The 26896-nt window shown below is 73.7% G+C and carries 26 protein-coding genes; 17 read left to right on the top strand and 9 right to left on the bottom strand.

Features of this window, described 5'->3' with window-relative positions; translation table 11 throughout:
* Nucleotides 1-291: 291 nt before the first annotated feature.
* Nucleotides 292-2331, bottom strand: coding sequence for a phenylacetic acid degradation bifunctional protein PaaZ (paaZ, locus tag G5V58_RS02835; RefSeq protein WP_165228579.1), 2040 nt, complete (start codon nucleotides 2329-2331; stop codon nucleotides 292-294).
* A gap of 55 nt (nucleotides 2332-2386) precedes the next feature.
* Here paaZ and paaA point away from each other — a divergent pair, with 55 nt between their 5' ends.
* Genes paaA through paaI form a run of 6 tightly spaced genes read left to right on the top strand, consistent with a single transcriptional unit; the run spans nucleotide 2387 to nucleotide 6464 of the window.
* The gene (gene paaA / locus G5V58_RS02830) at nucleotides 2387-3331 is read left to right on the top strand and encodes a 1,2-phenylacetyl-CoA epoxidase subunit PaaA (protein WP_230487027.1); all 945 of its coding nucleotides are present in this window, start codon (nucleotides 2387-2389) and stop codon (nucleotides 3329-3331) included.
* Nucleotides 3328-3690 carry a 1,2-phenylacetyl-CoA epoxidase subunit PaaB gene (gene paaB, locus G5V58_RS02825; protein WP_165228577.1) on the top strand — a complete coding sequence of 121 codons (363 nt, stop codon included), beginning with the start codon at nucleotides 3328-3330 and terminating at the stop codon, nucleotides 3688-3690. Before paaA ends, paaB begins: the two co-directional genes overlap by 4 nt.
* Complete coding sequence (gene paaC / locus G5V58_RS02820; RefSeq protein WP_165228575.1) at nucleotides 3690-4514, top strand: 1,2-phenylacetyl-CoA epoxidase subunit PaaC; 825 nt, start codon at nucleotides 3690-3692, stop codon at nucleotides 4512-4514. Before paaB ends, paaC begins: the two co-directional genes overlap by 1 nt.
* Nucleotides 4511-4993: a 1,2-phenylacetyl-CoA epoxidase subunit PaaD gene (gene paaD / locus G5V58_RS02815; protein ID WP_230487026.1), complete on the top strand. Its 483-nt coding sequence runs from the start codon at nucleotides 4511-4513 to the stop codon at nucleotides 4991-4993. The genes paaC and paaD overlap by 4 nt, the downstream gene beginning before the upstream one ends.
* Nucleotides 4993-6054, top strand: coding sequence for a 1,2-phenylacetyl-CoA epoxidase subunit PaaE (paaE, locus tag G5V58_RS02810; RefSeq protein WP_165228571.1), 1062 nt, complete (start codon nucleotides 4993-4995; stop codon nucleotides 6052-6054). Before paaD ends, paaE begins: the two co-directional genes overlap by 1 nt.
* Nucleotides 6051-6464, top strand: coding sequence for a hydroxyphenylacetyl-CoA thioesterase PaaI (gene paaI, locus G5V58_RS02805; RefSeq protein WP_230487025.1), 414 nt, complete (start codon nucleotides 6051-6053; stop codon nucleotides 6462-6464). Before paaE ends, paaI begins: the two co-directional genes overlap by 4 nt.
* On the opposite strand, the gene G5V58_RS02800 is transcribed toward paaI, so the two are convergent.
* Nucleotides 6461-7060 (bottom strand): TetR/AcrR family transcriptional regulator, encoded by a 600-nt coding sequence (locus tag G5V58_RS02800; RefSeq protein WP_165228569.1) that lies wholly within the window; start codon nucleotides 7058-7060, stop codon nucleotides 6461-6463. The two genes, paaI and G5V58_RS02800, sit on opposite strands and share 4 nt — an antisense overlap.
* 98 nt (nucleotides 7061-7158) lie before the next feature.
* Between G5V58_RS02800 and G5V58_RS02795 the strand changes: the two genes are divergently transcribed.
* Nucleotides 7159-8013, top strand: a complete 855-nt coding sequence (locus G5V58_RS02795; RefSeq protein ID WP_165228567.1) for an SCO6745 family protein — start codon at nucleotides 7159-7161, stop codon at nucleotides 8011-8013.
* 40 nt (nucleotides 8014-8053) lie between these two features.
* Nucleotides 8054-9151, top strand: coding sequence for a DNA glycosylase AlkZ-like family protein (locus tag G5V58_RS02790; RefSeq protein WP_165228565.1), 1098 nt, complete (start codon nucleotides 8054-8056; stop codon nucleotides 9149-9151).
* Between the two features lie 4 nt (nucleotides 9152-9155).
* Here the strand turns inward: G5V58_RS02790 and G5V58_RS02785 are convergent, their stop codons facing one another.
* The 3 genes from G5V58_RS02785 to G5V58_RS02775 form a co-directional block, all read right to left on the bottom strand.
* A complete protein-coding gene (locus tag G5V58_RS02785) occupies nucleotides 9156-10733 on the bottom strand; it encodes a Na+/H+ antiporter (protein WP_165228563.1) in 1578 nt (525 codons plus the stop codon).
* Between the two features lie 90 nt (nucleotides 10734-10823).
* The gene (locus G5V58_RS02780; RefSeq protein WP_165228561.1) at nucleotides 10824-11837 is read right to left on the bottom strand and encodes an Ig-like domain-containing protein; all 1014 of its coding nucleotides are present in this window, start codon (nucleotides 11835-11837) and stop codon (nucleotides 10824-10826) included.
* A gap of 128 nt (nucleotides 11838-11965) precedes the next feature.
* Nucleotides 11966-13576, bottom strand: a complete 1611-nt coding sequence (locus G5V58_RS02775; RefSeq protein ID WP_165228559.1) for an alpha/beta hydrolase — start codon at nucleotides 13574-13576, stop codon at nucleotides 11966-11968.
* Nucleotides 13577-13712: 136 nt separating this feature from the next.
* Here G5V58_RS02775 and G5V58_RS02770 point away from each other — a divergent pair, with 136 nt between their 5' ends.
* The 7 genes from G5V58_RS02770 to G5V58_RS02740 are packed head-to-tail and all read left to right on the top strand — an operon-like array spanning nucleotide 13713 to nucleotide 19822.
* Nucleotides 13713-15398: a substrate-binding domain-containing protein gene (locus G5V58_RS02770; protein ID WP_165228557.1), complete on the top strand. Its 1686-nt coding sequence runs from the start codon at nucleotides 13713-13715 to the stop codon at nucleotides 15396-15398.
* Nucleotides 15399-15439: 41 nt separating this feature from the next.
* A complete protein-coding gene (locus tag G5V58_RS02765) occupies nucleotides 15440-16771 on the top strand; it encodes a hypothetical protein (protein WP_165228555.1) in 1332 nt (443 codons plus the stop codon).
* Entirely contained in the window at nucleotides 16768-17427 is a 660-nt protein-coding gene (locus G5V58_RS25745; RefSeq protein ID WP_230487024.1) for a MotA/TolQ/ExbB proton channel family protein, read from the top strand. The genes G5V58_RS02765 and G5V58_RS25745 overlap by 4 nt, the downstream gene beginning before the upstream one ends.
* Entirely contained in the window at nucleotides 17424-17792 is a 369-nt protein-coding gene (locus G5V58_RS02755; RefSeq protein WP_165228553.1) for a DUF2149 domain-containing protein, read from the top strand. Before G5V58_RS25745 ends, G5V58_RS02755 begins: the two co-directional genes overlap by 4 nt.
* Nucleotides 17789-18508: an ABC transporter permease gene (locus tag G5V58_RS02750; RefSeq protein WP_165228551.1), complete on the top strand. Its 720-nt coding sequence runs from the start codon at nucleotides 17789-17791 to the stop codon at nucleotides 18506-18508. The genes G5V58_RS02755 and G5V58_RS02750 overlap by 4 nt, the downstream gene beginning before the upstream one ends.
* Entirely contained in the window at nucleotides 18505-19437 is a 933-nt protein-coding gene (locus G5V58_RS02745; protein WP_165228549.1) for an ATP-binding cassette domain-containing protein, read from the top strand. The genes G5V58_RS02750 and G5V58_RS02745 overlap by 4 nt, the downstream gene beginning before the upstream one ends.
* Nucleotides 19427-19822 carry a TOBE domain-containing protein gene (locus G5V58_RS02740; protein WP_165228547.1) on the top strand — a complete coding sequence of 132 codons (396 nt, stop codon included), beginning with the start codon at nucleotides 19427-19429 and terminating at the stop codon, nucleotides 19820-19822. Before G5V58_RS02745 ends, G5V58_RS02740 begins: the two co-directional genes overlap by 11 nt.
* 16 nt (nucleotides 19823-19838) lie before the next feature.
* Here the strand turns inward: G5V58_RS02740 and G5V58_RS02735 are convergent, their stop codons facing one another.
* Nucleotides 19839-20051, bottom strand: coding sequence for a TOBE domain-containing protein (locus G5V58_RS02735; protein WP_165228545.1), 213 nt, complete (start codon nucleotides 20049-20051; stop codon nucleotides 19839-19841).
* A 24-nt stretch (nucleotides 20052-20075) separates the two neighbouring features.
* On the bottom strand, nucleotides 20076-20762 hold the full coding sequence (locus tag G5V58_RS02730) for a hemerythrin domain-containing protein (RefSeq protein WP_165228543.1): 687 nt from the start codon (nucleotides 20760-20762) through the stop codon (nucleotides 20076-20078).
* A gap of 89 nt (nucleotides 20763-20851) precedes the next feature.
* Between G5V58_RS02730 and G5V58_RS26315 the strand changes: the two genes are divergently transcribed.
* Nucleotides 20852-21946 (top strand): helix-turn-helix transcriptional regulator, encoded by a 1095-nt coding sequence (locus G5V58_RS26315; RefSeq protein ID WP_268991256.1) that lies wholly within the window; start codon nucleotides 20852-20854, stop codon nucleotides 21944-21946.
* 340 nt (nucleotides 21947-22286) lie between these two features.
* On the opposite strand, the gene G5V58_RS02720 is transcribed toward G5V58_RS26315, so the two are convergent.
* Together G5V58_RS02720 and G5V58_RS02715 are read right to left on the bottom strand one after the other, a co-directional pair.
* On the bottom strand, nucleotides 22287-24002 hold the full coding sequence (locus G5V58_RS02720) for a GMC family oxidoreductase (RefSeq protein WP_165228539.1): 1716 nt from the start codon (nucleotides 24000-24002) through the stop codon (nucleotides 22287-22289).
* Entirely contained in the window at nucleotides 23999-25621 is a 1623-nt protein-coding gene (locus tag G5V58_RS02715; RefSeq protein WP_165228537.1) for a succinic semialdehyde dehydrogenase, read from the bottom strand. Before G5V58_RS02715 ends, G5V58_RS02720 begins: the two co-directional genes overlap by 4 nt.
* A gap of 254 nt (nucleotides 25622-25875) precedes the next feature.
* Between G5V58_RS02715 and G5V58_RS02710 the strand changes: the two genes are divergently transcribed.
* A complete protein-coding gene (locus tag G5V58_RS02710) occupies nucleotides 25876-26850 on the top strand; it encodes a hypothetical protein (protein ID WP_165228535.1) in 975 nt (324 codons plus the stop codon).
* Nucleotides 26851-26896 lie beyond the last annotated feature (46 nt).

The raw sequence follows: 26896 nt of genomic DNA, 5'->3' as shown, positions 1-26896 counted from the left end.
CGCGGCAACCCGCACCACACCCCCACCCACGTGAAGGCGGAGACGAGACGTTGCCGCCGCCGAACCAGGCCGCCTGTGGGCTGGCCCGGTCCTGCCGGGCCGGGCCCGCCGCCGAGGGCTAGACCCGCGGCGTGGTGCACGCATACGCGACGCGACCACGCTGGAAGCAGCCGCGTGCAACACGGCGTCGGTTGTCCCTCGGCGGTGGGCCCGGCCCGGCAGGGACGGGCCAGTCCACAGGCGGCCGGACCCAAGAGCCCGCACCACGAGACGAAGCGCCCAGACAAAGACCTACAAGCTCTTGGCGACCAGCGTCAGCACGTCGTACGTGGCTACCGCCTCCCCCGCCCCGTTCACGACAACCGCATCCCACCGGACCTCGCCGTAGTCCGCCGAGGTCCGCGGGGTGATGGCCTTGACCGTCAGCGTCACCGCGATGGTGTCGTCGGCCTTGACCGGCGTGAGGAACCGCAGGTGGTCCACGCCGAAGTTCGCCAGCACCGGGCCGGGGTCGGGGTCCACGAACAGGCCCGCGGCCAGCGAGACGACGAGGTACCCGTGGGCCACGATGCCGCCGAAGAGCGGGTTGGCGGCGGCCGCCTCGGGGTCGGTGTGGGCGTAGAAGGTGTCCCCGGTGAACTCCGCGAAGTGGTCGATGTCCTCGCGGCTGACCTTCCTCGGCGCGGAGGTGATGGTGTCGCCGATGCGGAGCTCGGCCAGGCTCTTGCGGAACGGGTGCACGCCGTCGTCGTGACGCTTCGAGCCGGTGGTCCAGCGGCCGGTGATGGCGGTCATCAGGTCGGGCGAGGCCTGCACGGCGGTGCGCTGCATGTGGTGGAGCACGCCGCGGATGCCGCCGAGCTCCTCGCCGCCGCCGGCGCGGCCGGGTCCGCCGTGCACGAGGACGGGGAGCGGTGAGCCGTGGCCGGTGCTCTCGCCGGCGTCGTCGCGGTCGAGGACGAGCAGCCGACCGTGGTACGGCGCGAGGCCGAGCACGAGCGCGCGGGCGACGGTCGGGTCGTGGGTGACCACGGAGCCGACGAGGCTGCCCTTGCCGCGGGCGGCGAGGGCGACCGCGTCGTCGAGGTCGTCGTACCCGATGACGGTGCTGACCGGGCCGAAGGGCTCCACGTCGTGGGGCTCGACGGCGCCGTCGGCGGCCCGGAGCAGGACCGGGGAGAGGAACGCGCCGCGCTCGGCGTCCGCGTCGACGACCTCGACGTGGTCGGGGTCGCCGAAGACGATCTCGGCGGAGGCGCGCAGTGACTGGATGGCCTTGCGGACCTCCTCGCGCTGGTCGAGGGAGACCAGGGCGCCCATGCGGACGTCCTCGGAGCGGGGGTTGCCCACGGTGATCTTCGCGAGCCGGGCGACCAGGGCCTCGGTGACCGCGTCCTGCTGGGCGCGCGGGACGAGGACGCGGCGGATGGCGGTGCACTTCTGGCCGGCCTTGACCGTCATCTCGGCGACGACGCCCTTGACGAACAGGTCGAACTCGGGCTCGTCCGGGGTGACGTCGGGGCCGAGCACCGAGCAGTTGAGCGAGTCGGCCTCGACGGTGAGCTCGACGCCGCCGTGGAGGACCTGGGTGTGGTTGCGCAGCAGACCGGCGGTGTGGGCCGAGCCGGTGAAGCCGACCTGGTCCTGCACGGTGAGCTCGTCGAGCAGCCCGTCGGGGCTGCCGCACAGCAGCTGGAGGGTGCCTTCGGGCAGCAGGCCGGAGGCGATGATCCGTCGGACGACCGCCTCGGTGAGGTACGCCGTCTGCGCGGCGGGCTTGACGATGCTCGGCGCACCGGCGAGGAAGGCGGGGGCCAGCTTCTCGAGCATCCCCCAGACCGGGAAGTTGAAGGCGTTGATCTGCACCGCGACGCCGGGCCGGGAGGTGTAGACGTGCTGGCCGACGAAGGTGCCGCCCTTGCCCAGCTGCTCGAGCCCGCCGTCGAGGAAGACGGTGTCGTTGGGCAGCTCGCGGGTCCCCTTGCTGGCGATCGAGAACACGGTGCCGATGCCGCCGTCGATGTCGACCGCGGAGTCGCGGCGGGTGGCGCCGGTGCGGAACGAGAACTCGTAGAGCTCGTCCTTGTGCTCCAGCAGGTCCTTGGCCACCGCCTTGAGCAGCCCCGCGCGCTCGTGGAAGGTCAGCGCCCGCAGGGCCGGCCCGCCCACCGTGCGCGCGTGCGCCACCATCGCGCCGAGGTCGAGGCCGGTCGAGCTGATCCGGGCCACCTCCTCGCCGGTCACCGCGTCGAGGGCGGGGCGGCCCTCGTCGTCGGCCCGGAACCAGCGTCCGGCGGCGTAGCTCTCCAGCAGTGGTGCCGTGTCAGCCATGTGTGGCAGACTAATACCAGACCGATCGGTCAGTAAAGCGCATCGGGAGGCCCGGATGACCGCGACCCTGGACGACACCGAGCTCGAGGCCGGCTTCGAGCGGACGATCGAGCACCACGACCGGATCGAGCCGCGCGACTGGATGCCCGAGGGCTACCGCAAGACGCTGATCCGCCAGATCGCTCAGCACGCGCACTCCGAGATCATCGGCATGCAGCCCGAGGGCAACTGGATCACCCGCGCGCCGTCGCTGCGGCGCAAGGCGATCCTGCTGGCCAAGGTCCAGGACGAGGCCGGCCACGGGCTCTACCTCTACTCCGCGGCCGAGACCCTCGGCGTCTCGCGGCTGCAGCTGACCGAGATGCTCATCGAGGGCAAGCAGAAGTACTCCTCGATCTTCAACTACCCCACGCTGTCGTACGCCGACGTGGGCACCATCGGCTGGCTGGTCGACGGCGCCGCGATCTGCAACCAGGTGCCCCTGTGCCGCACGTCGTTCGGCCCCTACGGCCGCGCGATGATCCGGATCTGCAAGGAGGAGTCCTTCCACCAGCGGCAGGGCTACGAGCTGCTGATGACCATGATGCGCGGCACCGACGAGCAGCGCGCGATGGTGCAGGAGTCGGTGGACCGGTTCTGGTGGCCGGCGCTGATGATGTTCGGCCCGCCCGACGACGAGTCGCCCAACACCGCGCAGTCGATGGCCTGGGGCATCAAGCGCAACACCAACGACGACCTGCGCCAGCGGATGGTCGACATGACCGTGCCGCAGGCCGAGGCGCTCGGCGTGACCCTGCCCGACCCCACGCTGGCCTGGAACGAGGAGCGGGGCCACTACGACTTCGCCGAGCCCGACTGGGACGAGTTCCTGCAGGTGATCAAGGGCAACGGGCCGTGCAACGCCCAGCGTCTGGCCCACCGCCGCCGCGCCCACGAGGACGGCGCGTGGGTGCGCGAGGCCGCCACGGCGTACGCCGCGAAGCGGGAGGCCACGTCATGACCGAGTTCACAGCCGGGGGCGGCCACGGCGCCGTACCCCTCCAGGGCGTGCCCACCGGCGCGGCCGACGTGCCGGCCGAGCGCGAGTGGCCGCTCTACGAGGTCTTCGTGCGCGGCAAGCGAGGGCTCAACCACGTGCACGTCGGCTCCCTGCACGCCGCCGACGACGCGATGGCGCTGCGCAATGCCCGCGACGTCTACACCCGGCGCAACGAGGGCGTCTCGATCTGGGTCGTCCAGGCCACCGCCATCACCGCGTCGAGCCCGGACGAGAAGGACCCGCTCTTCGCGCCGGCGGGCGACAAGGTCTACCGCCACCCGACCTTCTACTCCATCCCCGACGACGTCCCGCACATGTGATGACCGACCCCGCGATCGACCACGACAACTCCTACGCCGAACTGCTGGGCAGCGACGACTCCCAGTGGGCCTTCGGCCACGACTTCGAGGACCCGCTGGCCGGCGTCGACACCAGCGTGCCCGAGGGTCTGGACGCCGGCGAGCTGGCCCAGGAGTGCCTGCGCCTCGGCGACGACGCGCTGGTCCTGAGCCACCGGCTGAGCCAGTGGTGCAGCCACGCCCCCGACCTCGAGCTCGACATCGCGCTGGCCAACATCGCGCTCGACCTGCTCGGTCAGGCCCGGCTGCTGCTGGCCCGCGCGGCCGCGGCCGACCCGTCCGTCGTGCCGGTCCTGCCCGAGGGCAGCCCGGTGCCGGCCGAGGACGCGCTGGCCTACTTCCGCGAGGCGGCGGCGTTCCGCTGCAGCAGGCTGGTCGAGCTGGAGAACGGCGACTTCGCCCAGACCACCGCGCGACTGCTGCTCGTGGCCAGCGCCCGGCTGGCGGAGTTCGAGCGGCTGCGCGAGCACGCCGACCCGGTCCTGGTCGCCATCGCGGCGAAGGGCGTCAAGGAGCTCACCTACCACCGCGACTTCGCCGCCCAGTGGTTCGTCACCCTGGCCCAGGGCACCGCCGAGTCCCGACGCCGGCTCGAGGCCGGGCTGGCCGCGGTGTGGCCCTACCGCGAGGCGGTCGAGCCGGCCGTCACCCAGGTGCTGACCGTGGCCGAGGTCGACGAGCCGACCGCCGGCCGCTCGGTCTCGCGCGGCCACACCGAGGCGCTGTCGAGGCTGCTGGCCGAGATGCAGGTCGTCGCCCGTGCCCACCCCCGGGGCCAGTGGTGAGCGCGCGCTCGATCGCGGCCGAGGTCCGCGACCCCGAGATGCCGATGCTGACCCTCGAGGACCTCGGCGTGCTGCGCGAGGTGGAGGCGGACGGCCGCACGGTCACGGTGACCATCACCCCGACGTACTCCGGCTGCCCGGCCATGGCCACCATGCGCGACGACCTGGTGCACCGGCTGGCCGACGCGGGGTACGACGCGCGCGTGCGCGTCTCGCTCACGCCCGCCTGGTCGACCGACTGGATCAGTGAGCGCGGCCGCCAGGCCCTACGCGAGCACGGCCTCTCCGCGCCCGGCCCCGCGCCGAGCCACGACGGCCCGATCCCGCTCACCCTGCTGCCCACCGCCCGCGCGGTGACGTGCCCGCAGTGCGGGTCGCCGCGCACCGAGCTGACCTCGGAGTTCGGCGCGACCGCGTGCAAGGCGCTCTACCGCTGCACCGACTGCCTCGAGCCGTTCGAGCACGTGAAGGAGATCTGATGGCGAGCGCCGCCTTCCACGCGCTGCGGGTCGCCGACGTCGAGGAGCTCACCGACGACGCGGTGGCCGTGACCTTCGACGTGCCCGCCGACCTGAGCGCGGAGTTCGCCTTCGTCCCCGGCCAGTCGCTGACCCTGCGCCGGGTGGTGGACGGCGTGGAGCAGCGTCGGCAGTACTCCATCGCCGCCCCCGCCGGCGACCGGCCGCGCGTCGGCGTCCGCGAGATCCCCGACGGGCTGTTCTCCCGGTGGCTGGTGCGCGACCTGCGACCCGGCGACGAGGTCGAGGTGCTGGCGCCGAGCGGGCGGTTCTGCCCCGACCCGGCCATGCTCGAGGGCGGGCGGCACCTGTGCATCGCGGCCGGCTCCGGCATCACCCCGATGCTCTCGGTCGCCTGGACCGTCCTGGAGAGTGGCGGCGAGGTCGCGCTGCTCTACGGCAACCGCACCTCGGGCTCGGTGATGTTCGCCGAGGAGCTCGCCGACCTCAAGAACGTCCACGGCGCCCAGCTCCAGCTCGTCCACGTGCTCTCCCGCGAGCCCCGCGACGTCGAGCTCTTCTCCGGACGCCTCGACGCCGAGCGGCTGCGCCGCCTGCTCACCACGGTGGCGCCCGCGAGCCGCTTCGACCACGTGTGGCTGTGCGGGCCGCACGCGATGCTGCTCGACGCCCAGGAGGTGCTGGCCGAGCTCGGCACACCGCGCGAGCGCGTGCACCTCGAGCTGTTCTACGTCGACGAGCCGCCGCCCGAGCTGCACCGCACCGAGGCCGAGGCCACCGGCGAGACCACCCAGGTCACCCTGGTGCTCGACGGCCTCGAGACCACCGCGCCGCTGCCCCGCGACCAGAGCGTGCTGGACGGCGCGGCCGCGGTGCGCTCCGACCTGCCCTTCGCCTGCAAGGGCGGCGTCTGCGGCACCTGCCGGGCCAGGGTCACCGCGGGCGAGGTCGACATGCGCCGCAACTACGCGCTCGAGCCGGCCGAGGTCGAGGCCGGCTTCGTGCTGACCTGCCAGTCCTACCCGCTCGGCGACGCCGTCACCGTCGACTTCGACGCATGAGCGGGGCGAGCAGCGATCCCCTCGACACCGCCCGGCAGATGTGGGCCGACGACCCCGCCTCCCGGGCGATGGGCATGGAGCTGCTCGACCTCTCCCCCGGCGGGGCGGTGGTGGCCATGACGGTGCGTGAGGACATGGTCAACGGCTACGGCATGGCGCACGGCGGGCTCGTCGCGACGCTGGCCGACAGCGCCTTCGCGCTGGCCTGCAACTCCCGCGGCGCGCGGACCGTGGCCGCCGGCTTCGACGTCAGCTTCCTCGAGGCCGGCCGGCTCGGCGACCGGCTCGTGGCCACCGCCCGCGAGACGGCGCTGCGCGGGCGCTCCGGGATCTACGACGTGACAGTCGTCCGGGAGGGTGGCGAGGTCGTGGCCGAGTTCCGCGGCCGCAGCCGCACGCTGGCCCGCTAGCCCCGGAGCCCGTCGAAGGCCAGCCCCGCCACCGAGCGGGCCAGCTCCTCGCTGGTCACCGGGCCGCCGGCGCGGTACCACTCGACCAGCGAGTTCACCATCCCGAACAGCAGCCGGCTCACCACGTCGGGGTCGAGGTCGGCCCGCAGCGCGCCCTCGTCCACCGCCTCGCGCACCAGGCCGGCCAGCGCGCGGTCGATGCGCCGGCGGCGCCGCAGGGCCGCGACCTCCGTGTCGCTGTTGCCGTGCACCCGCAGCAGCAGCGTCACCGCGGACTGGTGCGCGACGAGCACCTCGACGCTGCGCTCGACCGCCGTGCGCAGCCGCTCGACCGCCGGTCCGTCCGCCTCGGTCGCCGCGTCGACCGTCGCGTCGAGCTCGTCCAGCGCCTCGTCCAGGGCGTCGGCCAGCAGCTGCTCCTTGCTGCTGACGTGGTGGTAGACCGCCGACTTGGTGACCCCGAGCGACCGCGCGATGTCGTCGATGCTCGTGGCGTCGTACCCCTTGCGGATGAACAGCGCCACCGCCGCGGCCAGCACCGCCCCGCGGTCGTGCCCGGGCCGCCCCCGTCGCGGCGGCGCGGTCGGCTCGGTCACCGGATCAGCGTGTCACGAAAGTGTCGTGCGACGGGCCGGGCGTTCGTGGCGGGGGTGAGAGGGTGCCCGCACCGGGACCCCGGACGAGGAGAACCGCCATGCCGCACCGCCCGCACCGCTCGCCTGTCGCCCGCCGCCTCTTCGCGCTGACCGAGCCGATCTGCCTGGTCGCCTTCTTCTCCGAGGAGCCGAACGAGGAGATGGCCGCCCTCGGCTTCCGCGGCTACTGGGACGGCTACTTCGCCGGCCGCGCTGCGCCGATGGGTCACGCCGGCGCCGAGGTCGTCGACGCCGCGTTCTACAGCTTCGGCCCCGGCGAGGTGGCCCGGCACATCCCGAAGGTGTGGGCGACCACGACCCCAGAGGAGGCGCGGGCCGCCCGCGAGCGGGGCTGCGTCCGCGCGCTGCGCACCATCCTCGGCCCGCTGGCCGACAGCCCGGAGCTGGCCCGCGCCGCGGACCTCCTGGCCCGCGCCGCGACCACCGCACCGTCCGAGGGCCGCGCGGTGTACGCCGGGCTGCGCGCGCTCCCGGTGCCCTCAGATCCGCTCACCCGCCTGTGGTTCGCCGCCGACACCCTGCGCGAGCACCGCGGCGACGGCCACGTCGCCGCCCTGCTCGCCGAGCGCGTCGGCCGCACCGAGGCCCACGTGCTCAGCGCCGTCGACATGGGCATCCACCCGCCCGAGTCGTTCGGGCGCATCCACCACCTGCCGGCCGGCTACCTCGCCGACGTGATGGCCGGACTGCGCGAGCGCGGTCTGCTCGACACCGACGACCGGTTCACCGAGGCGGGTCGCGCGACCAAGGACCGGGTCGAGGCCCTGACCGACGCGCTGGCCGAGGCGGCGTACGACGCGCTGAGCGACGCCGAGCTCGACGAGCTGGTGGAGGCCCTCGGGCCGATCGCTGAACGGCTGGGCGAGACCGGCTCGGACTCCTCGCGCGCCTGAGCGGACGCGGCTCGTCCGGAACCTGCGCGATGCTGCCGCCATGAGCGCACCCGAGGTGAGCTGGCCGCAGGCGCTGGCCTGGCGGCTGGACCGCCACCTGCTGAGCCCGGTCGGCGGGGCGGGGATCGGCGAGGTCGTGCGGCGACTCGGCGCGGTGCTGTCCACGGACGCGGCATCGGCCGAGCTGGCAGTGCGGACCCGGATGCGCGACTCCACGCCGGGCGACCTGGCCCGCGCGCACGCGGCGGGTGAGGTGATCGAGGTCTTCGCGTTCCGCGGCGCGGTGCACCACCTGTCGCCGGTGGACGGCGCGGACCTGCTGGCCCTGCGGTGCGCGGGCCGGCAGTGGGAGCGGGCGAGCTGGGTGGAGCACTACCGCCTGTCGGCGCGGGACTGGCCAGCCTTCCGGGCGGCGGTGCGCGAGGCGCTCGACGACGGGCCGCTCACCCTGGCCGAGCTGGGCGCGGCGATCACCGCCCGGCCGGCGTACCGCCACCTGGCGCCGGTCTTCGCCGACGGCGCCGGCACGCTCGTCAAGCCGCTGACCTGGCAGGGCGACGTGGAGTTCGGGCCGCCACGCGACGGGCGGGCGAGTTTCCGCAGGCTCGACGCCAACCCGCACTGGCCCGGTCTGCCGGACCTCGAGGAGGCGGGGCCGCGGGCGGTCCTGGCCTACGTGCGCGCCTACGGGCCGACCACGCGCGAGCACGTGCAGTACTGGCTCGGCGCCGGCCTCAGCGCGGGACGGCGGCGGCTCGACCGCTGGCTCGACGCGCTGCCGCTGGCGCGCGTGGACGTGGACGGGACGCAGGCCCTGGTGGCGGCGGACGACCTCGACGACCTGCGCCGGGCCGAGCCGTCGGAGGCGGTCGTGCTGCTGCCGGGCCACGACGCGTGGGTGATGGGGCCGGGCACCAAGGACACCGCGGTCACGCCTCCCGGGCTGCGGGAGGCGGTGACCCGCAAGGCCCACCTCGTGGTCGCCGGCGGCGTCGTGCGGGGCACGTGGACGACGCGGAAGCACGCGCTCGCCGTCACCTGGCTCGACGACACCGCGCCGGTCCCGCGCGCCTCGCTGGCGGAGGCGGCCGAGCGGGCGGCCGGGCTGCTCGGCGTAGCGGACCTCGATCTCCCCTGAGCCCTCACTCGGTCGGGCTGCCGCGGGAGAAGCGGACCTCCTCGATGTCCAGGCGGGACTCGACGCGGCGCAGCACGATGTCGTCGATGCGCTGGGCGTCGCGCAGCTCGAGCAGCGCCTCGCGGCGGCGGGCGATGAGGGCGAGGGAGAGGCTCGTGTACTGGTCGTCGTGCACGACCACCGGGTCGCCGTCGTCGCCGCCGGCCCGCAGCAGGGCGTGCTGCTTCTCCAGCTCGTGGCGCACCCGCTCGACGACCCGCTCCCCGCTGCCCAGCTCGGCCGCGGTCTCGTCGAGTGCGCCGATGGCGGCCTCGAGCGTGTAGCACTCGGCCAGCTGCTCCTCCTCGGCCACCGAGGTGTCCGGGGGCAGTCGCGCGAACCGGACCACCGCCGGCAGGAACAGCGCCTGCAGCAGGGTCAGCAGGATCACGCCGCAGGTGATGAGCACGATGAGGTCGCGGTCGGGGAAGGGTGCGCCGGAGTCCAGGGTCTCGGGCACCGCGAGCACGGCGGCCAGCGACACCGCGCCGCGGAATCCGACCAGGGCGTTCACCGTCCGCTGGCGCGCGCCCACCCGCCGTTCGCGCTGCTGGGGGCGCCGGTCGACCATCCGGATGAGGTACGGCGTGGTGTAGAGCCACGCCCAGCGCACGCCGATCACCACCGCGGTCACGATCACCGTGTCGACCAGCGCCTTGAGCATCGAGGTGCTGCTCAGGTCCCGGAACGCGGCCTGCGCGGACAGCCCGACGAGCACGAACAGCGAGCTGCTCAGGACCGTCGTCGAGAGCGCCCAGAACGGCATGATCAGCTGCCGGGTCGCGGCCGCGGTGATGCGCGGCGTCACCTGGCTCATGAACAGCCCGCACGAGACCACGGCCAGCACGCCGGAGGCCTCGATGGAGTCGGCCAGCAGGAACGCCGCGAACGGCGTCACCAGCATGGCGATCCCCTCGAGCATCGGGTCGTCCATGCGGCTGCGCAGCTGCCAGCTGACCAGGCCGATGACGCCGCCGGCCAGCACGCCCCCGCCGTACGACAGCACGAGCAGCCAGCTGACGTGCAGCCCGGTGAGGTGCTCCTCGCCCACCGTGACGCCCACGGCCAGGCCGTAGAGCACCAGCGCCGTGCCGTCGTTGACCAGGCTCTCGGCGCGCAGCACCGTCACCGTGCGCCGCGGCAGGTCGCGCGCGAGCACGCCCACGGCGGTGGCGTCGGTCGGCGCCAGCGCCGCGCCCATCACCCACGCCGGACCCCAGCCCAGCCCGACCCAGTGCGCCACCACGGCCACGGCCGCCGCCGTGACGAAGACCAGCACCGTGCTGCTGAGCACCACCACCCGCAGGTTGTTGCGGATCTCGCGCAGCGAGGTGGTCAGGCTCTCCCAGTACAGCAGCGCCGGCAGGAACAGCAGCAGCACCACCTCGGGCGGCAGCTGGGCGTCCTGCAGCCGGGGCACGAACCCCACCAGCACCCCGACCAGCACCAGCAGGATCGCCGGCGCGATCGGGTAGCGCCGCGCCGCCGCTCCGCAGGCCACCAGCGCGACCCCGAGCAGGACGACGATCTCCAGGCCCAGCACAGGCACATCCTCACCGATGCCGGCGCCCACGCGCACGGCCGTTCGGGACCGTCCGGAGGCCGTCCGTCGTGGACGGCCCCGGGACGGTCGCTACTTCTTCACGGTGAGGGTGATCTTCCTGGCCTTGGACTTCTCGAAGCCCTCCGAGCCGGAGTACTTCGCCAGGACCTTGTAGGTCCCCGCCTCGAGGCGCGGCAGGTTGATCAGCGCCTCGCCGTCCTCGTCGAGCTTCTTGGCGGCCTTGAACGTGCCGATGCGCACGGTCACCTTGCCGTCCGGCGTCGAACCTCCGGTGGCCTTGACCTTGATCGTCATCGTGACCTTCTGCCCGACCCGCACGTGCTGGGCCAGCTTGACCTTGGTCTTGGTCTGGGCGGACCCCGGGTCCACGGCGACGGCGTTCGTGGTGAACGGCGGCACGGTGTAGCCGGCGGCGGCGGCACTGAAGATCGCGGACTGCGCGGCCGACGGGCTGAGCACGGCGGCGACCGGCTGCCCGGCGTCGGCAGCCACGGTCGTGTAGGTCGGGTTGGTCGTGGCGCCGGGGATGGCCGCGGCACCGCGCTTCCACTGCGTCGGGTTCGTCGTGGACAGGCCGGTGAACGGTGGCGGGGCCGTGGGGAAGGCCGCGTTGAACCGCTGCAGGCTCTCGGGGATCTGGATGGACAGCGGTGAGCCGACGGCGGTGGAGCCGGTGATCGTCGGGACGGTGACGTGGATCGTGTACGCCGTGGGCGTGTCGACCGGCACGGTCACCACCGGCGTGAACCCCGACGGCTGGCCCGCGGCCGGGCAGTTGGCGATGCCGAGGCAGTCCGAGCCCGACCACGGCGTGACCGACGAGAACGAGTAGCCGGCGCCGCTGGGGACCGAGAAGACGTGGTCCGTCCTGACCGCGAGTGGAGTCTCGACGTAAGGCGTGCCGTCCTGCCCGAAGGTCGTCACGACCCCGGCCGTGGGACGGCCGTACTGGTCGACGACGGAGACCGTCAACGTCGTGTCGGCGGGAGCGGCGTGGGCGGGGTCGGCCGCGACGAGCAGCACGGACGCCGCCAGGGCCAGGCTCCCGAGGCCGACCGCGGGTCGGGTGAGCAGAGGGCGCACGGGTGTTCCTTCGGAGGAGAGGGGGAGGGAGACGGGCACGAGGCCCGACCGACCACCCTTCCCGGTGAGGCGCACCTCGTGAATAGCCCGTAAGAGTCATCTTCAACGACGGCCCCGCGCAGCAGTCCCTACTGCTCCTCGCGGCACGTCGTGCCCTCGGCCGGCAGCCCCAGGCCGACCAGGTAGGCGTCGACGTGGCGGCGGATGCAGGCGTTGTAGAAGTACGACGTGTGCGTGGAGCTCGGGCCGCTCTTCTCCGTGAGCAGCACCGCGTTGTCCAGTGTGTCGGCCAGCGCGACCGCACCCGGGTACGGCGTGGAGGGGTCACCCTGCGAGCCCACGACCAGGATCGGCGCCGAGCCCTGGGCGTGGTCGTCGCCGCGCCAGTCGCTGGGCGGGTCGAGGTTCGGCCAGCGGGCGCAGGTGGCGCCGTTGGCGCCGTCGTAGATCGGCGGCCCGAGGACCAGCGCGGGGCCGAGGCGCGGGGCGATGCGCTCGATCTTGTCGGCGTAGGCCTTGAAGCCGGCCGGCGCCACCCCGCCGGCGGAGTCGGTGCACTCGATGGCGATGTTGGTCGCGCCGCCGGCACCGATGAGGTCGGCGTTGCTGATCGTCTGTCGGCCCGCGGCGATGCCGGCCAGCAGCTGACCGGTGTCCTTCCAGGCGCCGCGACCGCTGCCGGTCTGGAGGTAGAGCAGCTCGGCCACCGTGTAGCCGTTGGTCACGGCCCGCCGCTTGCCCTGGCCGCTCACCAGGGGCTTGCGGTCGAGGCGGCGGATGAGGGCGTCGACCGCCCCCTCGGCGTCACCGGCGCCGAACCCGCACGCCTGCGCCCGCCGGGAGCACCAGGCCAGGAACGCGTCGGTGGAGCGCTCGCTGGCCTTCGCGTTGAGCTTGAGCAGCGCGAGGAAGTCGTCGCCGTACTGCTGGGGGTCGACCGAGCCGTCCAGCGTCACCGCGCGCACCCGGGAGGGGTAGAGGTCGGCGTAGACCGTGCCCAGGAACGTGCCGTAGGAGAAGCCGAGGTAGCTCAGCTTGGGATCGCCCACCGCGGCGCGCAGCCGGTCGAGGTCGCGCACGGCGTACTCCGTGCCGGTGAGGTCCACCAGGTCGCCGCTCGCGGAGCGACAGCTCTCGGCGTACGCCGCACCGGTGCGCAACGCTCGGCGCACCGAGGCCCGGGTCACCTTCGGCGCGCCCTGGGCCGCGTCGAGGCGGCGCACGGTCTTGGCCGGCGCCTCGCAGGCGATGCCCGGCGTGCTGCGGTTGGTCCCGCGCGGGTCGAACCCGACGAGGTCGAAGTGCTCGCGCAGCGCCTTGAAGGTCGGCGACCCGCCCACCCCGGCCACGAAGTCGACGCCCGACCCGCCCGGACCACCCGGGTTGAGGAAGAGCGACCCGATCCGGTCCGGCCCCGTGGCCGGCAGCCGGTCGAGTGCGATGGTGGCCGTGCCCGCCGCCGGGTTCCGGTAGTCCAGCGGCACCTGGTAGGTCGCGCACTGCAGCGCCTTCGGCGCCCCCGGCACCGAGTCGCGACACCCCTGCCACGCCACTGCCGGCACCGACCCGACCTCCGCCCCCGGCTCGGGCGCCTCCCCCGACGGCGGCGAGACGTCGGCGCGCGCCGAGGCGCCGGGCGGCGCGGCCAGCACGGCGCCCGCGAGGGACGCCGCGAGGGCGGCCGCGCCGACGGCGCGGAGGACGGACGAGGTGCGGAGGGTGGAGAGGTGGACCGTCACAGCGAGCTCCCGAGACCGACGATGCGAGTCCCTCGACCCTAGACCCGCGCGCCGACAGCGGTGGGCAGCGAGCCGTCGCGGAAGGGCCGGGCGTCATCTCTAGGTAATGTCTAGGTTCTGTGATCTGATGCGTCCCATGTCCGCACTCTCTCGTCGTAGCGGGCGCCGGTCGGTCCTGGCCGGCTCCGCGCTCGCCCTGGGCGCCGCCCTCGTCGTGCTGCCCGCCCCGGCCGCGCACGCCGCCACGCCGTTCGTCGTCATCGGCACCAGCGACGTCTCCGACTCCAACCTGGTCGCCTCGGTGATCGAGCCGCGCTTCGAGGCGGCCTACCCGCAGTACGACCTGCAGTACATCGCCAAGGGCACCGGTGCCGCGCTGACCGACGCCCGCAACGGACTGGCCGCCGCGGCGATCGTGCACGCGGCCTCGATCGAGAACCAGTTCGTCGCCGACGGCTACTCCCTCGAGCCGTACGGTCGCCTCGTCTTCTGGGGCGACTACGTCCTGCTCGGCCCCAACGACGACCCGGCGGGAGTCGCGGCGTCCGCGCCGAACGACATCGTCGCGGCGTTCGAGAAGGTCGCCGCCGCCGGTGCGGCCGGCAAGGCCGACTTCGTCTCCCGTGGCGGTACACCGGGCACGGCTGTGCAGGAGCGCGCGCTGTGGGCCCTGACCAGCGGGGTGGCGACCTGCGCGGTCGGCGCGCCCGCGGGCGGCGGCACGCGCCCCAAGGACCCGGCCAGCCCCAGCACCCAGTGCACGAGCCCGGACGACACCACCCCCGACCCCGACGGGGCGCCGTTCCCGACCTGGTACCACACCGGCAACGCGGGCAGTCAGGCTACGAACGTCAACATCGCCAACACCTGCAGCACGGCCACCAACCCCAGCGGCAAGTGCTACGTCTTCACCGACCGCGGCACCTACAAGTACCTGCGCTCCACCGGCCAGGCCCAGAACCTGAAGATCGTGACCCGCGACAACTCTTCCGGCGCGCGCGGTGGGCGCGACGCCCTCATCAACGTCTTCCACGCCTACGCGGTGAATCCGGCCAAGTTCGCGGACCCGTCCACGACCAAGACCGACCCGGTCGCGGCCAAGCTGTTCCTCGACTTCCTGACCTCGCCGGCCACCCAGAGCGCGATCGGTGCGCACCTGGCCTCGGACGGCGACGCGGCGTTCGTCCCGTCGGCCTCGCCGCAGCTGAGCGCGAGCTTCGCCAGCACGTCGTTCAAGGCCGGCAGGAAGACGACGATCACCGGGACGTTGGCGAACGCCGTGCCCGGCTACCCGGCCCTCGGCGGGGTCACGGTGAGCCTGCAGGAGTTCTCGGGGTCCTCGCCGTTGTCGGTGCCGAAGACGGTCAAGCAGGCGACGACCGACGCCACCGGGGCGTTCTCCATGAAGTACCGGGTGAGGCCGGGCAAGGTCTACCGGGTCGGCACCGCAGAGAACAGCAAGGTCGAGCTGCCCAACCTGAACCCCCCGTTCGGCGACCTGCTGGCCCCGGCCTCGTCCCCGGTCGGGACCGCGAGCGGCGTCGCGCTGCGCAAGGTCGTCGACCTCAAGGGCCCGCGGGTGAAGGTGACCGGTGACCTGAAGCCGAAGCCGACCAGCGGCAAGGCCAAGGTGACGGTGTACGCCGCCAAGAAGGGCCAGAAGCTCAAGAAGGTCGGCAGGCTCAAGGTGAAGGACGGCAAGGCCGCCTTCAGCTTCACGACCTCGCTGCCGGCCGGGACCTGGCGGTTCCAGGTGCTGTACAAGGACGGCGCGAAGCTGCTGCCCGCCACTTCCAAGACGGTGACGGTGAAGGTGTCCTGAGCCCCACCCTCGGTCTGCTCGGGCGGGCGCTGCTGGCGTCGGTGCTGGCGGCGCCCGCTTCGGCGCTGCTCGCCCCGGCGCCGGCGCTGGCCGGCGTCACCGTGCCGAGCTGCCCGCAGCCCGGGCCGTGCGTGGTCGTCCAGGTCGTGGCCGGCGACCAGGTGACCAGCACGTCGTACTTCTACGCCGCCGAGGTCATCGGGAACGCCGACGTGCCGCGCACGTCGTACCCCGTCCTCGGCGGTGTGGACACCATCGTCGAGCGCGGATCCTCGATCGGTCGGCTGGTCGGGCTCGCGGTGGACCCTGGGCAGGTGCGGTACGTCGAGGTGGTCGCGCCGCCGCCGGACCGCTACGCCCGGCACCTGCTGACAACGCAGGAGCTCGGCGCCCCGGGCTCCAACGGCTTCCAGGGCGGGCTCCTCCCGGCGTTCTACTCCAGCGAGCCCGAGGGTCGCGAGCGCGTCTTCAGCTACGTCCGGCCCCAGCGCGAGTCCGACGACGACAACGGCTCCCCGGGCCCCGACCAGGGGCGGCTCAACAGCCAGGACGGCGGGGCGCTGCTGGTACGCGCACACACCACCGGCGACATCCTCGACGTCGACGTGACCGCGACGCCGGTGGGCGACGCGGGTCGCAGCTTCACGCTCACCGCCGCTCCTGCGGGGGCCGGGCTCGCCTACGACTGGCAGCTTCCGGGCGGCACCGCGTCCGCCGAGGCGGCGCCGACGTACACCTTCCCCGCCGGTGCGGTCGGCGGGACGTACGTCGCCACGGTGGGCGTCGAGCGCGCCTCCGATGGCTCCTTCGGCTGGGGCCAGGTGGCGCTCCAGGTCGGACCGGCCCCGAGCGCCACCGCGTCTGCGTCGACCCCGCCGGGGACCGGGGGAGACGGTCCCGGCGCCGCCGGGCCGACCCGGGGACCTTCCGGTTCGCCGTCCGGCGATCCCGATCCCGATCCCGGGGACGGGGGGCGACCGACCACGGGCTCGCCGTCCGCCTCGCCGACGGGCGGCCCGACGCGCGGCGCCGCCGTCCCCACCTCCACCCCGGGAGACGCCCCGACCGCGCCGACCACGCCGACCACGCCACCCTCGACCCCGCCGACCGAGCCCCCGCCGGCGGCGCCCGACGCCGACGAGGTGAGCGGCATCCTGCTCGCCGCCGCCGAGGTCCGGCCCGGCGGCTCTGTCGTGAGCGACACCCCGCAGCCGTCCCCGGCCGCCCGGCCGCTCACCGACCCGCCGTTCCGTGTCAGCACCGGCGTGTGGGCCGCCCTGGGGGCGGTGCTCCTGCTCCTCGCCGGAGCGGCGTCGGAGAGCGGTGGACTGCGCCGCCGGGTCCGGCTCCGGTGGTCCGGGGTGCGCTCGTGAAGGACGACCTGTACCAGGCGGTCTTCCGCGCCTCCGAGGCGCTGGAGGTCCCGGTGATCGTGCTGGCCCTGTCCTCCCTGGCCTGGGTCGTGGTCGAGATCGGTGCGTTCGCCGCCGAGACCCTGCGCCGGCGGCGTCGCAGCCTCAAGGCGCTGGTCGCGGCGGCGGCCGGGGCGCGCGACGCCATCGGGCGAGACGACCGGGGGGCGGCGGCCACCGCCCTCGAGGCCGTGGCGTGGAGCCCGGCGATGGGCGAGGTGCTCGGCGAGTTCGCGGCCGAGGCCGGGACGCCCGGCGCCGAGCCGAGGCTCATGAAGCTGCTTGCCGACTTCGACTTCGGTCGGCAGCGCCGGCTGGCCCGCACCCGCCTGCTCGTCCGCACCGGCCCGGCCCTCGGGCTGATGGGCACGCTCATCCCGCTCTCCCCCGCCCTCGAGGGGCTGGCCAGCGGCGACGTCGCGACCCTGTCGGACAACCTGCGCCTGGCCTTCAGCGTGACCGTGCTCGGCCTGCTGGTGGGCGCGGTCGCGTTCGCCCTGTCGCTCTTCCGGGACCGGATCTACGGTCAGGACGGCTCCGACCTCGAGTACGTCGCGGCCGTGCTCACCGCGGACCCCGAGCCCGAGGCGAGCCGGCACCGCGAGGCGTCCCGGTGATCCGGGTCAAGCCGCACGCGCGACGCCACGAGGACCGCGCCGGCGACCCGCTCGACGGCCTGGTCAACCTCTTCGACCTCGGCATCGTCTTGTCGGTCGGGTTCCTGCTCGCCGCGCTGTCGTCGCTCAACCTGGCCGGACAGTTCACCGACGGCAGGACGGCCCAGGACGACACGATCACGGTGCCCCAGGACGCCGAGACCGGCGAGGTGCCCGCCGACGGCCAGCAGGTCGTCGGCAACGGCGCCGAGGTCGGCAAGGTCTACCGGCTCGACGACGGCCGGCTGGTCTACGTCGTCGAGCCCGGCTCCACCGCCTCGTCGAGTCCCAGCGCCTCGACGACGTCGTCACCACCCGCGCCGTGAACTTCTTCCTGGACGGCCTGCAGCAGGCGTGGGACCTGATCTGGAGCGGCAACCCCGAGCTGGTCCAGCTCCTCGAGGTGACGCTGCAGGTCGTCGCGGTCTCGACCGGGGTCTCCCTCGTGCTCGGTCTGCCGGTGGGGCTCGCGCTCGCCCTCGGCCGGTTCCCGGGTCGGGGCGTGCTGGTGGTCGTGGCCAACACCGGGTTCGCGCTGCCGCCGGTCGTCGTGGGCCTGGTGCTCGCGCTGCTGATGTTCCCGCAGGCCCCGCTGGGCGGCCTCGACCTGCTCTTCACCCTCCGGGGCGTCTTCATCGCCCAGACCTGCCTGGCCCTCCCGCTGATGGTCGCGCTGACGGTCTCGGCGGTGCGCGACACCCCACCCGGCCTGCTCGACCAGGCGCGGGCCTTCGGCGCCGGCCGGCTGGACCTCGCTCTCCTGGCCGCTCGCGAGGCGCGGACCGGGATCCTCGCAGCCACCATCGCTGCGGTCGGCTCGGGCCTGTCCGAGGTCGGCGCCATCGTGCTCGTCGGCGGCAACATCCGCGGCTACGACCAGACCCTGGCCAGCGCGGCCCTGGAGTCGATCGGCGCCGGTCGCTACGCCGAGGGCATGGCCATCGGCATCATCCTGCTCGGGCTCATCGTCGTGCTCACGTCCGCGCTGACCTGGCTGCAGTACGGACGCCGGTCGCGACGTACGGCATGGTCCGCCTCGTGAGCCTCCTGACGCTGCAGGACGTGGCGGTGCGCCGGGGCCGGCGCGAGGTCGTGCACGACCTGTCCCTCGTCGTCGAGCGCGGTGAGACCGTCGCGGTCCTCGGCCCCAACGGCGCCGGCAAGAGCACACTGCTCGAGGCCGTCGGTGGCGTGCTGCCGGTCGCCGGCGGCACCCGCACCATCGACGGTCGGGTGGCCTCGGTGCTGCAGACGCCCGGACTCGCGCGCCGCTCGGTCCGGGCCAACGTCCAGCTGGCCCTGGCCTGGTGGGGCGTGCCTCGCGGCCAGCGCCGCGCGCGGGCCATGGAGGCCCTCGAGCAGCTGCGTGCCGGCCACCTGTCCGAGCGACCGGCCGACTCCCTGTCCGGTGGCGAGCGGCGGCGGGTGCACGTCGCGCGCGGGCTCGCGCTCCGCCCCGATCTGCTGCTCCTCGACGAGCCGTTCGCCGGTCTCGACCCCGAGGCCCGCGCCGCGCTCTGCGAGGACACCTCTTCGGCCCTGCGCGAGGGCGCGGGCGGCGTGCTCGTGGTCGTCCACGACCGGGCCGAGGCCTGGGCGCTGGCCGACCGCCTCGTGGTGCTCATGGACGGGCGCACCGTCGCCGCCGGCCCGCCCGCGGAGCTCCTGGCCGCGCCGCCGAGCGCCGAGGTCGCCCGCTTCCTCGGGTACGACGGCGAGTTGCGCCGCGGCGACCAGGTGTTGCTGACCAGGCTGCCGCACGTGGTCCTCGACCCGGCCGGCGATCTCGACGCGACGGTCGTGCGGACCCTGCCACAACAGGACGGCATCCGCGTCGAGCTGCGCCTCGCCGACGGCGTGCTGCGCGCCTGGCACCACGAGCCGGGGCTGCGCGCCGGCGACGACGTACGGGTCCGGCTGATCGGCGGCGTCACCTTCCCCGGCGGCGAGGAGGCATCCGGTGAGCGTTGAGCACCTCGGCATCGGCGAGGTGGCCCAGGCCCTCGGCGTCAGCATCGACACGCTGCGCCGCTGGGAGCGCAACGGACGGCTGACGTTCGAGCGCCAGGGCAACCGTCGCGTCCTCCGAGTGGACGAGCTGCGGCGGCTGCTTGACGACGGGCGTCCGCGCCACGTCTCGAGCGCGCCCAACCACTGGGCCGGCACGGTAGTGGCCGTGCACGTCGACGGGCTCATGGCCCAGGTCGAGCTGGCCTGCGGCGACGTCCGCGTCACCGCCCTCATGACCCGGGACTCGGCCGAGGAGCTCCACCTGCGCCCGGGCCGGTCGGCCACCGCCGTGGTCAGTGCCGCCCACGTCACCGTGGAGGTCGACGCCCCGGCCGTCGCGCCCTGACCGAGCCGGCGACGGGTCAGTCCTCGACGCCGAGCCCGACCTCGGTGGACTTGATCAGCACGACCACTGCGGAACCGGGCTCGAGCCCGAGGTCCTCGGCGGCCTCGCGGGTGATCGAGGAGGTGATGGTCTCGCCGCCGTCCAGCTGCACCTTGACCACGGCCATGGCCTCGCCGGTGGTCACGCCGGTCACGGTCCCGCGGAGCTGGTTGCGCGTGGAGAGCTTCATGCTCGCGACGCTAGCCGATCCCCCTCACGGGGTCGGGGTGCCGTGGACCCGGCGGGCCCGGCGCGCGTAGACGCGCGGTGCGATCCGCGGCACCAGGAAGCGCACCGGCGGGGGCGCGCTGGCCAGCATCAGCCGGAGGACCTCCGGGTCGCCCTCGTAGGCGAACATGCCGAAGACCAGCATCAGGTCGCGCTTCGGGACGCTGCGGGCGCCGGCGTCGCCGATGGCGTGCCACTCGGCCTCGCTCAGGTGCGCGGCCGCGAGGGGCAGCAGGTGCCGCTCCTCGTGCTCGAGGTGCTCGGCGAGCAGCGCGTGCAGGCGGCTCAGCGCGTCGGCCAGCTCCTCGCGGGAGGCGTCGTCCGCGCCGCCCAGCCAGGACAGCCGCGCCCCGGAGACCCGGTCCAGCGCGGCCTCGATGCCGGCGTGCTGCGCCTCGGCGACGTCGAGCAGCGGCGTGGCCCGGGCGTCGAGCCGCGGGGAGAGCACCGGCCAGAGGAGCTCGTCCTCGCCGACGTGGTGGTGGTGCATCAGGCCGCAGACCAGGTCGAGGTGGCGCTCGACGGCGAACGCCTGCCGGCGGTCGTCGTGGGCCACGCGGCGTACGGCGGCGGGGGCGAGCCGGAACTCGCGCAGCAGGGCGGTGTGCACGACGAGCATGTCGCGCACGTCGACGAGGTCGGCGTCGGTGGTCATCGGGGCGTTGGTCTCCATGCCGAGAAGCCTCCGCCGCGCCGGACCCGCCGCCCATCCCAAGAATGTGTGGTCTTGTCCCGGACGCCAGCGCGGCTCAGGATGGCCCGGTGCGCGCACGGGGGTCACGACGTCTGGCCGAGCGACTGGCCGAGCGGGCCGCGCCCTCCGACCGCGGCGCACTGAGCCTCGACGACCTGGCCGCGCTCGTCTACCGCGAGCTGGCCGCGGACGTGGCGTACGACTTCGCCTGCCTCGCGGTCACCGACCCCGCGTCCGGGGTCGTGACCTGGGCGTCGAAGACCCGCTCGCTGGGGATCGGCGACGAGGAGTTCGCCGCAGCGGAGTACGGCGGCCCCGACGTCAACAAGTTCGAGGACATCGCCCGCCGCACGCCGCCGGTCGGCCTGCTGTCGGTCGACACCAACGGGCACCCCGAGACCTGCCGCCGGCACCGCGACTTCATGCAGCCCCGCTTCGGCTTCACCGACGAGCTCCGCGCCGCCTTCGTCAGCCGCGGTGCGGTCTGGGGCGCGCTCGGCGTCTACCGCGGACCGGGCGACCCGCCCTTCACGACCGAGGACGGCGACGCGGTGGCCGAGGCCGCTCCGGTCCTCGCCCAGGCCATCCAGCGCAGCCTCTTCCAGCTGCCCGCCGACCCCGACCCCGCCACCGTGGACACCGGTCACGGCGGCCCCGCGGTTCTCGTCGTCGACGAGGCCGACCGCGCCACCCACCTCACCCCCGCCGCCCGCACCGCCCTGGACGAGCTCGGCGGCCGCGACCACGGCTCGCTGCCCGCCAACCTCCTCGCCGTCGTCGCCACCTGCCGGCACACCGGCGCGCCCTTCGGCACCCGCGTCCGCACCCCGGCCGGCCAGTGGCTCAGCCTGCGCGCCGCGCCCCTCGCCGGCGACGACGCCGACCAGCCCGGCTCCGACGCAGCCGAGACCGGCCGCGACGTCGTCGTCACCGTCGAGCCCGCCCCGCGCGCCGCCCTCAGCCGCCTCGCCCTGACCGCCCACGGCCTCACCGCCCGCGAGGAGGAGGTCGCCCTCCTCGTCCTGCAGGGCGCCAACACCCGCAGCATCGCCGCCGCCCTGCACCTGTCGCCGCACACCGTCCAGGACCACCTCAAGAAGGTCTTCGCCAAGGTCGGCGTGGCCAGTCGCCGCGAGCTGACCGCCAAGCTGATGCTCGCCTGACCTACCCGGGATCCAGGCACTCGCCGTCCGGGAGCGCGGTCGATCAGGGCCTGGCCGCCGTCCCTCGCCGGCGGGGTCTGGGGCACGGAGGACCCAGTCGGTAAATGCACCAGGGCCCGGCCGGGGAGGGAGGGTGGCCGGGCCCTGATCGTCCACGCTCCTGGACGGCGCCTGGACTCGGAGACCGGTCAGGAGGGAGGGAGCAAGACGACCGGTTCCGATCGGCTCAACGACGCCTGGGGAGGCGGGTTACGCCGGTGTGCAGGGCAATTCTGAGCGGCGATCGCGCGGTCTGGACCACTGATACCCAGGGGGTGTCTGACCTGCGCAGACGCGGAACTCAGGAGACCCCGACGATGGGCAGACGCAGGGCGCCGGGCGCCGAGTCCGGGACGACGGGCGCCTGGGGCGCGACCGGGGCGATCCGCTCGTACGCCGCGCCGAGGGCCGGGCGGGGGTCGGCCTCGCCCTTGTTGGGCCAGAAGCTCATCGCCCGCTCGGCCTGGGCGGTGATGGTGAGCGAGGGGTTCACGCCCAGGTTGGCGGTGACGGCGGAGCCGTCCGCGACGTGCAGGCCGGGGTGGCCGAAGACCCGCTGGTAGGGGTCGACGACACCGGTCTCGGCGGAGTCGCCGATGGCGCAGCCGCCGATGAAGTGAGCGGTCAGCGGCATGCCGAACGGCTCGCCGATGTTGCCGCCGGGCGTGCCGCCGACCTTGGCCGCGATCCGCCGCACGGTCTCGTTGGCCACCGGGATCCACGTCGGGTTGGGCGCGCCGTGGCCCTGGCGCGAGGTCATCCGCCACACGCCGAGGGTCTTCTTGCCGTACGTCGTGATCGAGTTGTCCAGGCTCTGCATGACCAGCGCGATGACGGTGCGCTCCGACCAGTGCTTGAAGTCGTAGAGCTCACGCACGTTGCGTCGCTGGGTCCACAGCTCGCGCAGCCACGTCCTGATCCGCGTCGGCGAGCCGGACTCGTCGCCGTCGGTCAGCACGGTCTGGAGCATGGCCATGGTGTTGAACCCCTTGCCGTAGCGGCAGGGCTCGACGTGGGTGTCGGCGTCGGGGTGGAACGACGAGGTGATGGCCACGCCGTAGGTGTAGTCCGTCGCGTCGCCGGCCGGCGCGATCGCGCCGAGGATCGACTCGGAGTTGGTGCGCGAGAGGAAGCCCAGCCGCTTCGACAGCCGGGGCAGGTGCCCCTCGTCCTTCATCCGGTGCAGCAGCTTCTGGGTGCCCAGCGACGCGGCGGCCATCACCACGTGCTCGGCGGTGAGGACGCGCGCGCCGCGCGAGGTGCGGGCCTTGGTGAACTTCACCCGCACGTCGTAGCCACCGGCCGACCGCGGCGAGATGCGCGTGACCGTGGTCAGCGGCAGCACCTGCGCGCCGTTCTGCTCGGCGAGGTAGAGGTAGTTCTTCACCAGCGTGTTCTTGGCGTTGTGCCGACAGCCGCTCATGCACTCACCGCAGTTGAGGCAGGTGTTGCGCGCCGGACCGGCGCCGCCGAAGTACGGGTCCTCGACCCGCTCCCCCGCCACCTGGCCCGGGCCGCCGAAGAAGACGCCGACCGGCGTCGGGTGGAAGGTCTCGCCGACGCCCATGTCGGTGGCGACCTTCTCCATCACGTCGTCCGACGGGGTGCGCACGGGGTTCTCGACCACGCCGAGCATCCGCTTGGCCTGGTCGTAGTACGGCGCGAGCTCGTCCTTCCAGTCCGTGATGTGCGACCACTGCGGGTCGGTGTAGAACGCCGGCAGCGGCTCGTAGAGCGTGTTGGCGTAGACCAGCGACCCGCCGCCGACCCCCGCGCCGGCCACGATCATCGTGTCGCGCACCGCGTCGATGCGCTGGATGCCGTACATCCCGAGCGCCGGCGCCCAGAGGTACTTCTTGAGGTCGAAGGTCCCCGAGGCGAAGTCCTCGTCGCGGAAGCGCGGCCCGGCCTCGAGCACGCCGACGCGGTAGCCCTTCTCGGTCAGCCGCAGCGCGGTGACCGACCCGCCGAACCCGGAGCCGACGACCAGGACGTCGAAGTCGAACTGCTCGCTCATGCCCGCCCCAGCTTCTTCATCAGCTTCAGGTTCGCCGTCATGACCTTGGCGTACGTCGCATCCGACATCCCCAGCACCGGCCCGAACCGCAGCAGCCGCTGGGTGGCCACCGACTGCGACTCGGTGTAGCGGTGGATGCCCTCGGCCCCCTGGCGCCGGCCCATGCCGGACTGGCGCATGCCGCCCATGGGCGAGTCGATGGAGGCGAAGGTCGCGGCGAAGGCCTCGTTGATGTTGACCGTCCCGCACTTCACGAACCGGGCGATGGCCCGCGCCCGTGCGCCGTCCTGGCTGTAGATCGAGGCGTTGAGGCCGTACTCCCCGGCGTTGGCCCGCGCCACCGCGTCGGCCTCGTCGTGGAAGCGGTAGAGCGCGATGACCGGCCCGAAGGTCTCCTCGCCGAAGCACGTCATCTCCGGCGTCACGCCCTCGAGGATCGTCGGCTCGTAGAAGTAGGGGCCGAGGTCGGGCCGGTGCCGGCCGCCGGTCAGCACCCGCGCGCCCTTGGCCACCGCGTCCTCGACGTGGCGGGTGACGGTGTCGAGCTGCTGCTGGGAGATCAGCGAGCCCATGTCCACGCCCCAGTCGAGCGAGGCGCCCAGCGACATCGCCTCGGTGCGGGCGACGAACCGCTCGACGAACCGGTCGTAGACCTGGTCGGCCACGAACATCCGCTCCATCGAGACGCACAGCTGCCCGGCGTTCGAGAACGCCGCGCGCACGGCGCCCTCGGCCGCGCGCTCGAGGTCGGCGTCGCGCAGGACCAGGATCGGGTTCTTGCCGCCCAGCTCGAGCGAGCAGCCGATGAGCCGCTCCGCGCAGCCCTGCGCGATCAGCCGGCCGGTGGCGGTCGAGCCGGTGAAGCAGACGTAGTCCGAGCGCGCCACGAGCTCCGGGCCGATCTCCGCGCCCGGGCCGGCCACCACGGTCCACAGGTCGGCCGGGAAGCCGGCCTCCTCCAGCAGCTGCGCGCCCCAGAGCGCGGACAGCATGGTCTGCGCGTCCGGCTTGGCCACCACCGCGTTGCCGGCGAGCAGAGCCGGGAGGCCGTCGCAGAGCGCCATGGTGAACGGGTAGTTCCAGGGGCTGATGATCCCGACGACGCCCTTGGGCACCCGGTTGACCTCGACCCGCGTCAGCCCCGGCACCACGCCGAGCTTGCGCTGGGTGTCGAGGTGCTCATGCGCCGTGCGGGCGTAGTAGCGCGCGGTCAGCGCGACGTGCAGCGGCTCGTCGAAGGCGTGCTTGCGGGCCTTGCCGGACTCCCACACGATCAGGTCGATGATCTCGTCCTGGCGCTCCAGGATCAGGTCGTGCAGTCGGAGCAGGATGGCCGCCCGGTCGTCGAGCGAGACGCGCTGCCAGGCCTGCTGCGCCTTGCGCGCCCGGGCGTACGCCGCCGCCACGTCCTCGGCGCTCGACTGAGGGATGTGGGCGAGCGGCGCCCCGTTGAGCGGGCTGCGCACCTCCACCGTGCGCCCGGTCGTGGCCAGGACCCGCCGGGTCAGGCTGGCGGCGTACTCCGGCTCGAGGGCGTACGACGCCGTGGCGTCGTGCTCGGGGTCGCGCGGCCCCTCGACCAGTGGACCGCCGGCGGGACTGGGGTTCCGGTCGCTCATGACCCCGAGCCTAGGCGCTGGTGACGTGGGCCACTACCCGCCAGTAGCCGGTGTGGGACTTTACACACGGCCCCGTCCTGTCAACCCTCCGAGCTTTGCTGCGGTCCGTCGGGATCCCCGGGTACCCGGGGATCCCCGCGCCGCTGGGCTGTTGCAACACCCCAACGCGGTCAGAAGGCCCCCAATGCCTCACGCCACTCAGGCCTGTGGAGAGAGCCCGACACGTCCGCGCTCCGGCGATGACGATGGCGGGCATGGACGACCGCGCACCCGATGACCCTCGCTTCACGGCGATCATGCTGCGCAAGGCGCTCCTCGCCGACGGGTGGACCGATCGCGGCCTCGCACGCATGGTCGCGTCCGGGCAGTGGGCGAGGGTCCGACGCGGTGCGTACGTCGAGGGGTCGCCCTGGCGAGCTGCCGGCGCAAGCGGTCGCCACGAGCTGCGCACGCGGGCGGTCATGGCGCAAGCCAGGACCGAGGTCGTCGCCTCGCACGCGAGTGGCGTGCCGCTGTACGACGGTCCGGTGTGGGGCCTGGACCTGGAGGAGGTCCACGTGACGCGGACCGACAACAAGGCTGGCAGGAGGGAGGCTGGGGTCCGACAGCACTGCGGGCGGCTGCTCGACGGAGACGTGACGACCCTGCACGCCGTACCGGTCATGTCGGCGGCGCGACTGGCGCTGGAGGTGACGACCGTGGCCCCGACGGAGGCCGCGCTGGCGGTCGTCAACCACCTGCTCCACTCCGGGCAGACCTCCCTGGAGCAGGTGCGCGCACGCTACGCGGCGGGGATCGACCGGTGGTCCGGGACGTTGGCGACCGACCTCGTCCTCCGCCTGGCGAATCCTGCGATCAGCTCCGTCGGCGAATCGCGAACGCTGTACCTCTGCTTCTCCCACCACCTCCCCGCGCCCTTCGCGCAACACCCGATCCGCGACGAGAGGGGGCGCACCGCGTTCTGGGTCGACTTCGCGTGGCCGGAGCTCGGCGTCTTCCTGGAGTTCGACGGGCGGGAGAAGTACTCCCGCCATCTCAGACCAGGTGAGTCGCCCGGCGATGCGGTGTTCCGCGAGAAGCGGCGCGAGGACCGCATCCGCGAGCTCACCGGATGGAGATGCATACGCATCACCTGGAGGGATCTGGAGGACCCGGCGCGTACGGCGGCGCGGATCCGGACCGCCCTGTTCGGCGGCGCCATGGCCCGGCTGAGCCGATCGATTCCCTGAGGCGTTGGGCCACTTCGCACCCCGTTGGGGTGTTGCAACGCCCCAA

Origin of the sequence: Nocardioides anomalus (genome assembly GCF_011046535.1) — a bacterium.
In the GTDB taxonomy this organism is placed as follows: domain Bacteria; phylum Actinomycetota; class Actinomycetes; order Propionibacteriales; family Nocardioidaceae; genus Nocardioides; species Nocardioides anomalus.
This window is presented reverse-complemented; position numbering and strand designations above follow the sequence as displayed.